Below are 13674 nucleotides of genomic sequence, written 5' to 3'. Positions count from 1 at the left end.
GTCATCGCTCTCCATCGACATCATCCGGGACGAGGTCGCGGATCAGGCCGTTGATGGTTTGGTGCAAGGTGCTGTTGTCGGTGCGGCTCTTGACCAGGGCGGCCGCGACGTGCGTGGTCGAGGCCGGGTCGAAATCGCTGGCCGAGAAGATCACCACGGGCGGCGGCGGCACGAGCCGCCGGATCTCGCCCAGCAGGTCCAGCCCCGACCCGTCCGGCAGCCCGACATCGACGACGACGACCGAGAAGTGCTGGGTCGCCAGGCGCACGCGGGCGGCCGCCAGCGTGCTGGCCGCCACGACGTTGACGCCATCGCCCATCACCACGCCGACGATGCGCACGATATCGGGGTCGTCCTCGACATGCAGGATGGTGATGGGGCCCTCGACCGCGCCGATCGCCTGGCGAATGGCACGGCCCAGGCGCGCCTGGTCGATCGGCTTCTCCAGCCAGTCGACGATGCCGATGGCATCGCCGTTCAGCTCCTTGCGCGCATTGCCGGCCTTGGCCGAGACCACCACGACCGGCAGGTCGCGGGTCGCCGGCGACAGCCGCAGGCGGCGGAAGAAGGACAGCCCGTCCTCGTCCGGCAGCATGATGTCGAGCGTCATCGCGGCAAAGCGCGTGACTGCCAGCCGCGCCGTCGCGTCGGCGGCCGAGTGGGCCACCGTCACCCGCCAGCCGTTCTGCTCCAGCATCAGCGTCAGCAGCCGGGCCACGTCCTGGTCGTCCTCGACCACCAGGATGGCCGGCCGCGGGTCGGCGTCGTCGCCCCGCGGGGCAGCCGAGGCCGGCATCGGTGCTACCACCATCTCGGGAATCTCGACGTGGAACACGGTGCCGACGCCGACCGTGGAGTCGAACCAGATGCGCCCGTCCATGCGCTCGACGATCGCCTTGGTGATGCTGAGGCCGAGGCCGGTGCCGCCCTTGCGCCGCGAATCCGAGGAGTCCGCCTGCTCGAACTTGCCGAAGATGCGGCTGCGGAACTCTTCCGGGATGCCCGGCCCGTCGTCGCCGACCGACAGGCGGACGCGGCCGGCCCCTCGCGCCAACTGGACCTGGACGACGCCGCCGGCCGGCGTATGCTTGGCCGCATTGGAGAGCAGGTTGTTCAGGACCTGCATGAAGCGGTCGGCATCGACCCGGATCAGCGCGCCCGGGGCTTCGTCGGCCAGCCGCGGCCGGGCGTCGTACTGCTGGAAATAGCCGGCATTGTCCTTCAGCGCCTGGGTGACGAGGTCGCCCACCGGCTGCGGCCGGATGTCGAACTGCAGGCGGCCGGATTCGATCTTCTCGATGTCCAGGATGTCGTTGATCAGCCGCACCAGCCGCTCGCTGTTGGCGTGCGCGATCGACACCATCTCGCGCACCTTGGGGGCGACTTCGCCGACAGCACCGCCGACGATCAGGCCGAGCGAACCGCGGATTGACGTCAGGGGCGTGCGCAGCTCGTGGCTGACGGTCGAGATGAACTCGTTCTTCATCCGCTCGGTGCGGTGGCGCTCGGTCACATCCGAGTAGGTGGTGACCATGCCGCCCGGATAGGATCGCCGGTGCAGCTCGATGATCCGCCCGTCGCGGCGCGTGACCTCGGACTGGCTGGAGCGCTGCGCGGCGATGTCGGCGGCCAACTGGTCGACCCGCTGCCGCGCCTCCTCCTCGGAGAAGAAGCCCAGGCCAACCTGGATGGCCAGCAGGTCCAGGAACGGCCGGCCGACGAAATCGACATCTTGCGGAACATGCAGCAGGGCGCAGGCGGCCCGGTTGATGACGGCGACCCGGCAGTCGAGGTCGACCACCACCAGCCCCTGGGCCATCGCATCGAAGGTGGTGGTCAGAATCTGCGACTGGTCGCGCAGCACGGCTTCCGATCGCCGCCGCCGCCGCAGCTCGCGCAGAACGACGGCAAAGGCCGCCCCCATCGCCAGCACGGCCAGCACGACGGCGCCGACGAGCAGGCGTTCGCTCTGGGCCAGGCTGCTGGCGGTCGAATCCAGGCGCAGCGCCAGCAGGCGCTCTTCCTCGACCAGCGCGCTGCCGATCGCGGCCGCCAAGCCTTCCTGGGCCTCGGTCACCTCCTCGAAGCCGTCCTGCTGCATGATGCTGGCAGCGGCCAGCGACACGTCCAGCAGGTAGTCGTCGAGCCGCGGCGCCATGTCGGCGGCGGCGCGCTGCTGCACCGGGTTGTCGCGGGTCAGCTCGGTGAAGGTGGCCAGCGCACGGCGCGCGCGGTCCGTCGAGCGCGTGATCCGGTCCTTCGCGGTCGGGCCGGATGCCGAACCGGCGCGGGCCGCGGCCTCCGCCTCCACCATCGCGATGTTCAGCTCGCGCAATGCGGAGCGCACCGCGTAGGTGTGGTTCACCTGTTCGCGTCGGTCGGCCGTCAGCTTGATCTGGAAGATGGCGAAGATGCCGACCCCGGTCGCGGCCATCGCCACGACCATGAACAGCAGGATGAATCGGCTGGTCATCGATCGGTCGGCAGAGGTTTCGATGGCCCCGTCCAGGCCTGCCAGTTGCGAACGCATCGCTGCCCCCTCGACCGGTTTCGCTGCACGCCCGACCCAGGCGGCGGGTCCCCCCGGGGCGCTCGACCCCGGGGATTGTTCAGGCGAGCCTGACCGCCGGCCTATGCGGCCTGTGCCGTTCCGATCGGACCGTCGGGCACCCGCCCCTCTTCCACGCCGTGGCAGGCGATGAAGGCATCGCCGACCCGGATCGGATTCGGCCGCTCCGCCTTGCACCGATCGTTGGCGAACGGGCAGCGCGGGTGGAACGAACAGCCGGACGGCGGATTGATCGGGCTCGGCACCTCGCCCGCGACGGGGTGGCGCTGGCGCCCGGTCATGTCCATGTCCGGGATCGTGTCCAGCAGCATACGCGTGTAGGGGTGGCGCGGCTGGCGGAACAAGGTCTTGACCGGTGCTACCTCGGCCAGGCGGCCCAGGTACATCACACCGACCCGGTCCGAGATGTGATAGACGACCGCCAGATTGTGCGAAATGAAGAGATAGGTCAGCCCCAGCTCGCGCTGGAGATCCTTCATCAGGTTGAGGATCTGGGCCTGCACCGACACGTCGAGCGCCGAGGTGGGCTCGTCGCAGACGAGGAACTCGGGATTGCTCGCGAGCGCACGCGCGATCGAGATGCGCTGGCGTTGTCCGCCCGAGAATTCGTGCGGGAACTTGGTGCCGTCCGCCGGCGTCAGGCGGACCTGGCGCAGCAGCTCGTCGACCCGCGCATTGATCGCCTTGTCGCCCGACAGCAGGCGATAGGCGCGGATCGGCTCGGCGATGATCTCGCGGACGCGCCAGCGCGGATTGAGGCTGGCATAGGGATCCTGGAAGATCATCTGGATGCGCGAGCGGATCGGCGCCATGGCAGCGCGCGTCGTCATGCGGCCGAAATCATGGCCATCGAACTCGATCGTGCCGTCGGTGGCGCGATAGAGCCCGACCACGAGCCGGGCCACGGTCGACTTGCCGCAGCCGGACTCGCCGACCAGCGAGAAGGTCTCGCCCTTGCCGATGGCAAAGTCGATGCCGTCGACCGCCTTCAGGATCTGGCGGGACTTGCCCTCCAGCATGCGGTTGAGCAGCGGCGGCGACACGTCGAAATAGCGGCTCAGCCCCTCGACGCGAACGAAGGGCGGGGCGTCCTTGTCGATGCCCTGGAACTGCGCCCGGGCTGGTGCGGCCTTAAGCATGTCCCACCCCCTCGGCATATTTCCAGCAGGAGACCTGGTGGAACGGACCGACGTCGATCAGGTCGGGCCGTTCCCGCCGGCAGCGGTCGAACACCAGCGGGCAGCGCGGGTTGAAGGCGCAGCCGGTCGGGATCTCGGTCAGGCGCGGCATCGACCCGTCGATCTGGGTCAGGCGCGCCTCGTCGCGACCCATGCGCGGGATCGAGCCCATGAGGCCGACCGTGTAGGGGTGCTTGGGGTTCTTGATGACGTCGCGCACGGGGCCGATCTCGGCCACGCGGCCGGCATACATGACCGCCACCCGGTCGGCCGTCTCGGCGATCACGCCCATGTCGTGGGTGACCAGCATCACCGCCGTGCCGTGCTCGCGGCATAGCCGCTTCAGGAGCGCGATGATCTGCGCCTGGATCGACACGTCGAGGGCCGTCGTCGGCTCGTCGGCCACGATCAGTCGCGGATTGGCGCAAAGTGCCAGCGCGATGACGACGCGCTGGCGCATGCCACCCGAGAACTGGTGCGGATACTGCTCGATCCGGCGCTCGGGAGCGGGAATGCCGACCTCGCGCAGCAGGGCCAGCGCCCGCTCGCGCGCCGCCGTCAGCGACATGTCGGAATGGGTCAGGATCGTCTCGACCAGTTGCTTGCCGACCGAGTAGAGCGGGTTGAGGCTGGTCAGCGGGTCCTGGAAGATGGCGCCGATGTGCTTGCCGCGAATCTTGCGCATCTCCTCGTAGGGGAGATTGTCGATCCGGCGCCCGTCGAGCGAGATCGATCCGCCGGCGATGCGGCCGGGCGGCTCCAGCAGGCCGATGATGGCAGACCCGGTCATCGACTTGCCGGCACCCGATTCACCCACCACGCCCAGCACCTCGCCGGGCGCGATGTCGAAGGATACGTCGTCGACGGCCACGAGGCGGCCGCGGCGGGTGGGAAACTCGACCTTGAGGTTCTCGACCCGAAGAAGAGGAGCGTTCTGCATCAGCGGAGCTTCGGGTTGAGCGCGTCGCGGAGCCAGTCGCCCAGCAGGTTCACCGCCAGGACCAGGACCACGAGCATGACGCCGGGGAAAATCGTCATCCACCATTCGCCGGAAAACAGGAAGTTGTTGCCGACGCGGATCAGCGTGCCGAGCGAGGGGCGCGTGGGCGGCACGCCGACGCCGAGGAAGCTCAGCGTCGCCTCCGCCAGGATCGCGCCCGCCAGGCCCAGCGTGCCGATGACCAGCACCGGCCCCAGCACGTTCGGCAGCACATGGCGGATCATGATGGTGAAGGGATGCAGGCCGATGATCCGGGCGGCCTGGACGTACTCCTTGTTCTTCTCCACCAGGGTCGAGCCGCGCACGGTGCGGGCATAGGCCACCCAGTTGGAGATGCCGATGGCGAAGATGACGACGTAGAGCGCCAGGTCGTCATGCATGTCGCGCGGGATGATGCCGCGCGCCACGCCGTCGATCAGGAGCGCGATCAGGATGGCCGGGAAGGACAGCTTGATGTCGGCGATGCGCATGATGACCGCATCGGTGGTGCCGCCGACATAGCCGCTGATCAGCCCCAGCAGGACGCCCATCGTCATGGCGAAGAGCGTGGCGCAGAAGCCGACCAGGAGCGACACGCGCGCGCCCAGCAGGATGGTCGAGAAGACGTCGCGCCCCTGGTCGTCGGTGCCCAGCAGGTAGCTGGGGTTGCCGCCCTCGGACCAGACCGGCGGGGTGAAGGCGTCGAGCAGGTTCAGGCTGCGCACGTCGTAGGTATCGTGCGGGGCGATCCACGGGCCCAGCATCGAGCCGATGACGATGACCGCGGTCACGATCGCGGCCACCACCGTCACCTTGGAGCGGCGGAAGCTGTAGAAGACGTCGCTGTCGACGATCCGTCGCAGCGCGCCGGGGGGTGCAGTCACATCCGTCATGGCGGCCTCCCCCGCGGTCAGTGGCCGCCGGCGACGGCGCGATCGGCGCGCAGTCGCGGGTCGACGAAGTAGTAGAGCAGGTCGACGATCAGGTTGATCGCGACGAAGAAGAAGGCGATCAGCACCAGGTAGGACGACATCACCGGGATGTCGACGAACTGCACCGCCTGCAGGAAGAGCAGGCCCATGCCCGGCCACTGGAACACCGTCTCGGTCACGATCGCGAACGCGATCAGCGAGCCGATCTGGAGGCCGGTGATGGTGATGACCGGCACCATCGTGTTCGCCAGCGCATGGCCGAAATGCACCGCCCGGTTGGACAGGCCGCGGGCGCGCGCGAACTTGATGTAGTCGGTGCGCAGCACCTCCAGCATCTCGGCCCGCACCAGGCGCATGACGAGCGTTAGCTGGAACAGCGCCAGCGTGATCGACGGCAGGACCAGCGCCTTGATGCCCGAGAGCGTGAAGAAGCCGGTCGACCAGAAGCCGAGCTGGACCACGTCGCCGCGCCCGAAGGACGGCAGCCAGCCGAGATACACGGCGAAGAACAGGATGAGCAGGATGCCGATGAGGAAGGTCGGCAGCGAGATGCCGATCAGCGACAGGGTGAGGAACACCTTGCTGAGCCAGCGGTCGCGGTGCAGGCCCGTATAGACGCCGAGCGGCACGCCCACCAGGAGGGCCAGGCCCGCCGCGCAGAACACCAGCTCCAGCGTCGCCGGGAGGCGCTCGGCCAGCGCGTTCACCACCGGCATGCCGAGCCGGTAGGAGGTGCCGAAGTTCCCCTGGATGGCGTTGCCCAGATAGACCAGGAACTGCAGGTAGAAGGGCTTGTCGAGCCCCAGCACGCGGCGAAGGTTCTCGCGCTCTGCCTCCGTCGCATCCTGGCCGACCATGTTGTTGATCGGGTCGCCCAGGAAATTGAACATGCTGAAGGAGACGAACGACACCACCAGCATGACGATCACGGATTGCAGCAGCCGGCGGATGATGAACGCGATCATCGTTTCCGCCCTCCCGCGCTGGCAGCAGGCAGGTCCTGCCTAGCGGATTCCTGGCTCATTCCCCTCACTCTCCCCCAAACCCTGCCGACTGCCCAATTTTCGGGCTATGCCGGAAGCCTTGTAACTAGGCCGGTCGCAAAACCGCCGTCAACGCCTTTCCCGTGCCGCAATTCCCGGACCACCCCGTCCCGGCCCCCAGCCAGGACGGGGCGACCAAGCGGCGCTACTTCATCTTCACGAATCGTACCATCAGCGCATCGTTGGGCGCCTGCGGCAGGGTCACGACGGTGTCGCGGATGGCCCATGCCAGGGCCTGCTGGTGCAGCGGGATGTGGCCGAAGTCCTCCTTGTGGATCTTCATGGCCTCCTGGATCATCGCCGACCGCTTCTCCTGGTCGGTCTCGACGCCGATGCGGGCGGTCAGGTCGTTCACCCGCGGGTTGTTGTAGCGCCCGCTGTTGTTCGAGCCCGAGCCCGGCCCCGCCCCCATCGAGATGATGTTGTAGAGCATGTTGTGGGCGTCGTAGCTGCCCGGCGTCCAGCCCAGCATATAGAAGCTGGTGTTCCAGTTCTGCCGCTCGCCGATCTTGTCGAAGTGCTTGGACTTGGTCTGCGAGTTCAGCTTCAGCTGCACGCCGATGCGGGTCAGCATCGGCACGACGGCCTGGCAGATCGCCTCGTCATTGACGTAGCGGTCGTTCGGGCAGTCGAGGGTGACGGGGAAGCCGTTGGGATATCCCGCCTCGGTCAGCAGCTTCTTGGCGCCCTCGGGATCGAACGGATAGCGCTCGTTCATTTCCTTGGAGAAGCCGACGATGCCCGGCGCGATCATGATGCCGGTCGGCGTCGAGGCGCCGCGCATGACGACCCGCTGGATCGCGTTGATGTCGATCGCCTGGTAGAAGGCCTGCCGAACGCGCTTGTCCTTGAACGGATTCTTGCCCGTGCCCGGCATGTCCATCAGCTCGTCGCGATGCTGGTCCATGCCGAAGAAGATCGTCCGCAGCTCGGGCCCTTCCAGCACCTTCACGCCGGCCGTGCGCTTCAGGCGCGGCACGTCCTGCAAGGGCACGGGGTGCATCATGTCGATCTCGCCCGACAGCAGGGCGGCTACCCGGGTGGCCGCATTGGCGATCGGTCGCAACTCGACGCGGGTCAGGTTGTGCTCGACCTTGCCCCACCACTCCTTGTTCGGCTCCAGCACGGTGCGCGTGTCCGGCACGCGCTCGGCCAGCTTGAAGGGGCCGGTGCCGTTGACGTGGCGGTTGGCATAGCTCTCGTTGCCGACGATGCCGCGGACGGGGGCGGCGGTGTTGTTCTTCTCCGACCAGGTCTTCGACATGATGAAGACGGCCGGCAGGTTCTGCAGCAGCACCGGGTCGGGACCGTTGGTGACGATGTCGACCGTCAGGTCGTCGATCTTCTTCACCTCGGCGATGGTCGAGCTGTAGGTCGCCAGGTCCGACTGCGCATGGTTGTTGCGCGCGACCGAGAAGACGACGTCATCGGCGGTGAAGGGCGTGCCGTCGTGGAACTTCACCCCGGGGCGCAGCTTGAAGCGCCACACGGTGGGTGCCGTCTGCTGCCATTCGGTCGCCAGCGACGGATGCAGCTTCAGCTCGTAGTCGCGGAAGATCAACGTCTCGTAGAGGTTGTTCTTCATCGCATTGGTCGGGCTCTCGTTGTTGAGATGCGGATCGAGCCCGTTGATGTCGCCCGGCATGGAGAACCGGAAGGTCTTGGCGTCGGCCGCGCCATGGGCGGCGAGCGCCAGCACGACCGCCGTGGATAGAATCCACCGTTTCATCGAAATCCCCTGGATGGTGTTGGGAACCCCCGTCTACCCTGCGAGGGCTTGGGGCCATACTGCCCGCCCGGCCGCCATCGACAAGCGGAATCTATCGAAGCACGAAAAAGGCCCGGCCTTTCGGCCGGGCCACGACGTGGATCGGCCGTCGTTACTTCATCTTGACGTAGCGCAGCATGACATAGTCGTTCGGCGCCTGCGGCAGCGACGCGACCGAATCCCGGGCGGCCCAGGCAAGCGGCGGCTGGTGCAACGGGATGTGGCCGAAGTCCTCCTTATGAATCTTCATGGCGTCGTAGATCATCTTGTTGCGCTTCTCCTGGTCGACTTCGACGCGGATCAGCTTGGTCAGTTCGTCGACCTTGGGGTTGGAGTAGCGGCCGCTGTTGTTGGAGCCCGCACCCGGCGTGGCATCGACCGTCATGACGATGTTGTAGAGCATGTCATAGGCGTCGTAGGTGCCCCAGCCCAGCATGTAGAAGCTGGTATTGTTGCCCGAGCGCTGGCCGATCTTGTCGAAGTGCTTCGACTTGGTCTGCGAGTTCAGCTTCACCGTCACGCCGATGCGGCTCAGCATCGGCACGACGGCCTGGCAGGTCGCCTCGTCATTGACGTAGCGGTCGTTCGGGCAATCCAGCGTGACCGTGAAGCCCGACGGATAGCCTGCGTCCGCCAGCAGCTTCTTGGCGCCATCGGGATCGAAGGGATAGCGGGTGTCAAGTTCCTTGGAATAGCCGGTGGCGCCCTGCCCGACCATCAGGCCGGTCGGAATGGAGACGCCGCGCATGACGACGCGCTTCATCGCGTCGGCATCGATCGCCTGGTACATCGCCTGGCGGACGCGCTTGTCCTTGAACGGGTTCTTGCCCGAGCCCGGCATGTCCAGCAGTTCGGGCCGCCACTGGTCCATGCCGAGGAAGACGACGCGCAGTTCGGGCCCCTGCATCACCTTGATGCCGGCCGTACGCTCGATCCGCGGAATGTCCTGGAGCGGGACCGGGTACATCATGTCGATCTCGGCCGACAGCAATGCGGCCACGCGGGTCGCCGCATTGGCGATCGGGCGGAACTCGACGCGGGTCAGGTTGTGCTCGGGCTTCTTGTTCCACCAGTCCGGGTTGGGCACCAGGACCGTGCGGGTGTCGGGCACCCGGTCCAGGATCTTGAACGGCCCGGTGCCGTTGGTATGGGTGTTGGCATAGCTTTCGTTGCCGACGATGCCGCGCACCGGCGTCACCGTCTTGTTCTTCTCGGCCCACGGCTTCGACATGATGAAGACCGACGTCAGGTCCTGGTCGAGGATCGGGTTCGGTCCCTCGGTCAGGATGTCGATCGTGGTCTCGTCGATCTTCTTCACTTCCTTGATGGTCAAGGAAGCGGTGCGCATCGCCCCTTGCTCATGCTGGTTGCGCTTGACCGAGAAGATCACGTCGTCGGCCGTGAAGGGCGTGCCGTCGTGGAACTTCACGCCCTGGCGCAGCTTGAAGCGCCAGGTCGTGGGGTCCGTCTGCTTCCACTCGGTCGCCAGCGCCGGCAGCAGCTTCAGGGCATAGTCGCGAAAGATCAGCGTCTCGTAGACGTTGTTCTTCATCGCGTTCGTCGGCGCCTCGTTGTTGAGGTGCGGATCGAGCCCGTTGATGTCGCCGGAAGAGGAGAAGCGGAAGGTTTTGGCCTCGGCCATGCCGTAGGCCGCCAAGGTGAGGGCGACTGCCGTCGCCGCCATAAGTCTGCTCATGCCATGCCCCTGTGCTGGAGAATGCCCATGCCCGGTTAGGACCAGGTCTTCGGGCGGCTCGATGAGGGGCCGGGGCGTCGAAAGAGCCCCGGCCCCGCTCGTTCGGATCCCGGGCCGGCTACTTCATGCGGATGTAGCGCGGCATCGGGCTGTCGTCCGGCGGCTGCGGGATGAAGGCGACGCTGTCGCGCACCGCCCAGGCCAGCGCCTGCTGGTGGACCGGGATGTGGCTGTAGTCGTCCTTGGCCAGCTTCATCGCGTCGTAGATGAGCCGGGTGCGCTTCTCCTTGTCCGTCTCGATGCCGATCTGGGCGATCAGCGCGTCGACCGCGGCGTTCGAGTAGCGGCCGTTGTTGGTGGTGCCGGTGCCGGCCGCCTGGTCGCGGGTGTGGACCAGCGCCATCAGCCCGTTGTGGGCGTCATAGGTGCCGGGCGTCCAGCCATGCAGGAAGAAGCTGGTGTTGAAGCCGGCGCGCACGCCGATCTTGTCGAAGTATTTCGACTTGGTCTGGATGTTCAGCTTCAGCGTCACGCCGATGCGGGCCAGCATGGGGGCGATCGCCTGGCAGATCTGCTCGTCGTTGACGTAGCGGTCGTTCGAGCAGTCCATCGTGACGGTGAAGCCGGAGGGATAGCCAGCGTCGGCCAGCAGCTTCTTGGCGCCCTCGGGATCGAACGGGAAGCGCTCGTTCAGCTCCTTGGAGAAGCCGTTGATGCCGGGGGCGATCAGCAGGCCGGTCGGCGTCGAGGCGCCGCGCATGACGACCTTGTGGATCGCCTGCACGTCGATCGCCTGGTAGAAGGCCTGGCGAACGCGGCGGTCCTTGAATGGGTTCTTGCCGCTGCCCGGCATGTCCAGCAGCTCGTCGCGGAACTGGTCCATGCCGATATAGATCGTGCGCAGTTCCGGCCCTTCGAGCACCTTCACGCCGCCGGTGCGCTTCAGCCGCGGCACGTCCTGGAGCGGCACCGGGTACATCATGTCGAGCTCGCCCGAGAGCAGGGCGGCCACCCGGGTGGCGGCGTTGGCGATCGGCCGGAACTCGACCCGGGTCAGGTTATGCTCGGGCTTGCCCCACCATTTGTCGAAGGGCACCAGGACGGTGCGCGTGTCCGGCACCCGGTCGATGACCTTGAAGGGGCCGGTGCCGTTGGCGTGGACGTTGGCGTAACTCTCGTTGCCGACGATCCCCTGGACCGGGGTGGCGGTGCCGTTCTTCTCGGACCAGTCCTTCGACATGATCCAGAGGTAGCCCAGGCTCGACAGCAGGATCGGGTCGGGAACCTTGGTCTCGATGTCGATGGTGTGGTCGTCGACCTTGCGCACTTCCTTGATGGTCTGGGTGAAGATGCGCATGGCGCTGGTGGTGGCGCCGGCGCGCGCGATCGAGAAGATGACGTCGTCGGCCTTGAACGGCGTGCCGTCATGGAAGGTGACGCCCTGGCGCAGCTTGAAGCGCCAGGTGGTGGGGCCGGTCTGGCTCCATTCCGTCGCCAGCGCCGGCTCGACCTCCAACTTGTGGTTGCGATAGACCAACCCCTCATAGAGGTTGTGCTTCATCGCGTTGGTCGGGGTTTCGTTGTTCAGGTGCGGATCGAGCCCGTTCACGTCACCCGATGTCGAGAAGCGGAAGGTCTTGGCGTCGGCGGCACCGGCCAGAACCAGGGCCGTGGCGGCCGCCGCCAGCAAAAATCGTCGTCGCATCCGTCGTATCTCCCCGGTTGCAGCCGACAGGGAACCCGCCGGCCCTCTCTGACGGCAGCGAGCATAGCAGTCGCGCCGACATCCCCAAGACGGGAATCGATTCAACGGCCGTTCAAGCAAAAGGCGGGCCGATCGCTCGGGCCCGCCTCGTTGCCATCCCCCGGGGAGGGGACGATCACATCAGTGATCGCTCACTTCATCTTCACGAAGCGCACCTGGGCGGAATCGCTGGGCGACTGGGGCATCGACACCACCGAATCCCGCAGGCCCCAGGCCAGTGCCTGCTGGTGCAGCGGGATGTGGCCGAACTCCTCCTTATGGATCTTCATCGCCTCGTAGATCATCTGGTTGCGCTTTTCCTGGTCGGTCTCGCCGCCGATCAGCTTGGTCAGCTCGTCGATCCGCGCGTTGGAATAGCGGCCGCTGTTGTTGGCGCCGGCACCCGGCAGGCCGCTGTTCATCGTCACCAGGATGTTGAACAGCATATTGTGGGCATCGAAGCTGCCCGGCGTCCAACCCAGCATGTAGAAGCTGCTGGCATTGCCCGAGCGCTGGCCGATCTTGTCGAAGTGCTTGGACTTGGTCTGCGAGTTGAGCTTCACCTGCACGCCGATGCGGGCCAGCATCGGCACGACGGCCTGGCAGATCGCCTCGTCATTGACGTAGCGGTCGTTGGGGCAATCGAGCGTGACGGGGAAGCCTTCCGGATATCCGGCCTCGGCCAGCAGCTTCTTGGCGCCTTCCGGATCGAGCGGATAGCGCTCGTTCAGCTCCTTGGAGAAGCCGTTGATGCCAGGCGCGATCATCAGGCCGGTTGGCGTCGAGGCGCCGCGCATGACGACCCGCTGGATGGCGTTGATGTCGATCGCCTGGTAGACGGCGCGGCGCACCCGCACGTCCTTGAACGGGTTCTTGCCCGAACCCGGCATGTCGAGCGATTCCGGCCGCCACTGGTCCATGCCGAAGAAGATCGTGCGCAGCTCCGGCCCTTCCAGCACCTTGATGCCGGCCGTGCGCTTCAGGCGCGGCACGTCCTGGAGCGGGACGGGGTACATCATGTCGATCTCGCCCGACAGCAGCGCTGCCACGCGGGTGGCCGCATTGGCGATCGGCCGCAGTTCGACACGGGTAAGGTTGTGCTCGACCTTGCCCCACCACTCCTTGTTGGGGACCAGCACCGTGCGGGTATCGGGCACGCGCTCCAGCACCTTGAACGGGCCGGTGCCGTTGGCATGGGTGTTGGCATAGCTCTCGTTGCCGACGATGCCGCGTACCGGGGTCGTGGTGTTGTTCTTCTCGGCCCAGGTCTTCGACATGATGAAGACGGCCGGCAGGTTCTGGTCGAGGATCGGGTCCGGCACGTTGGTGACCAGCTCGACCGTGAAGTCGTCGATCTTCTTCACGTCGACCACGGAGGCACTGTAGGTGCCCATGCCCGACTGTTCGTGGTTGTTGCGCTTGATCGAAAACGCAACGTCGTCGGCCGTGAAGGGCGACCCGTCATGGAACTTCACGCCCTGGCGCAGCTTGAAGCGCCACACCGTGGGGCTGGTCTGCTTCCACTCGGTCGCCAGCGACGGGACCAGCTTCAGGTCCGGCAGGCGATAGATCAGGGCCTCGTAGAGGTTGTTCTTCATCGCATTCGTCGGCGTCTCGTTGTTGACGTGCGGGTCGAGCCCGTTGACGTCACCGGACGACGAGAAGCGGAAGGTCTTGGCATCGGCTGGGGCAGCCATCAGCAGCGCGATGGCGGCAGCCGCCATCAGCAATCGAGATCGCATCATTTCTCCCTTATTGCGGCCGG

The 13674-nt window shown here is 66.5% G+C and carries 9 protein-coding genes; all 9 read right to left on the bottom strand.

Annotation, left to right across the window (positions count from 1 at the left end; all coding sequences use genetic code 11):
* Position 1 precedes the first annotated feature (1 nt).
* Positions 2 to 2473: a hybrid sensor histidine kinase/response regulator gene (locus tag STVA_RS02295; RefSeq protein ID WP_170216682.1), complete on the bottom strand. Its 2472-nt coding sequence runs from the start codon at positions 2471 to 2473 to the stop codon at positions 2 to 4.
* 158 nt (positions 2474 to 2631) lie between these two features.
* Positions 2632 to 3708 (bottom strand): ABC transporter ATP-binding protein, encoded by a 1077-nt coding sequence (locus STVA_RS02290; protein ID WP_123694600.1) that lies wholly within the window; start codon positions 3706 to 3708, stop codon positions 2632 to 2634.
* Positions 3701 to 4687, bottom strand: a complete 987-nt coding sequence (locus STVA_RS02285) for an ABC transporter ATP-binding protein (protein ID WP_123694602.1) — start codon at positions 4685 to 4687, stop codon at positions 3701 to 3703. Before STVA_RS02285 ends, STVA_RS02290 begins: the two co-directional genes overlap by 8 nt.
* Positions 4687 to 5619 (bottom strand): ABC transporter permease, encoded by a 933-nt coding sequence (locus STVA_RS02280; protein WP_123694604.1) that lies wholly within the window; start codon positions 5617 to 5619, stop codon positions 4687 to 4689. Before STVA_RS02280 ends, STVA_RS02285 begins: the two co-directional genes overlap by 1 nt.
* Positions 5620 to 5636: 17 nt before the next feature.
* Positions 5637 to 6623, bottom strand: a complete 987-nt coding sequence (locus STVA_RS02275; RefSeq protein WP_123694606.1) for an ABC transporter permease — start codon at positions 6621 to 6623, stop codon at positions 5637 to 5639.
* Positions 6624 to 6846: 223 nt separating this feature from the next.
* Positions 6847 to 8430 carry an ABC transporter substrate-binding protein gene (locus STVA_RS02270; protein WP_123694608.1) on the bottom strand — a complete coding sequence of 528 codons (1584 nt, stop codon included), beginning with the start codon at positions 8428 to 8430 and terminating at the stop codon, positions 6847 to 6849.
* A gap of 151 nt (positions 8431 to 8581) precedes the next feature.
* Positions 8582 to 10165 (bottom strand): ABC transporter substrate-binding protein, encoded by a 1584-nt coding sequence (locus STVA_RS02265; protein ID WP_123694610.1) that lies wholly within the window; start codon positions 10163 to 10165, stop codon positions 8582 to 8584.
* Between the two features lie 118 nt (positions 10166 to 10283).
* Positions 10284 to 11870, bottom strand: coding sequence for an ABC transporter substrate-binding protein (locus STVA_RS02260; RefSeq protein ID WP_123694612.1), 1587 nt, complete (start codon positions 11868 to 11870; stop codon positions 10284 to 10286).
* Between the two features lie 191 nt (positions 11871 to 12061).
* Entirely contained in the window at positions 12062 to 13654 is a 1593-nt protein-coding gene (locus STVA_RS02255; protein WP_197735770.1) for an ABC transporter substrate-binding protein, read from the bottom strand.
* Between the last annotated feature and the right edge of the window lie 20 nt (positions 13655 to 13674).

This window comes from Stella humosa (assembly GCF_006738645.1).
Lineage (GTDB): Bacteria > Pseudomonadota > Alphaproteobacteria > ATCC43930 > Allostellaceae > Allostella > Allostella humosa.
Note: the sequence above shows the minus strand (reverse complement) of the source record. Positions and strands in the feature narration are given on the sequence as shown.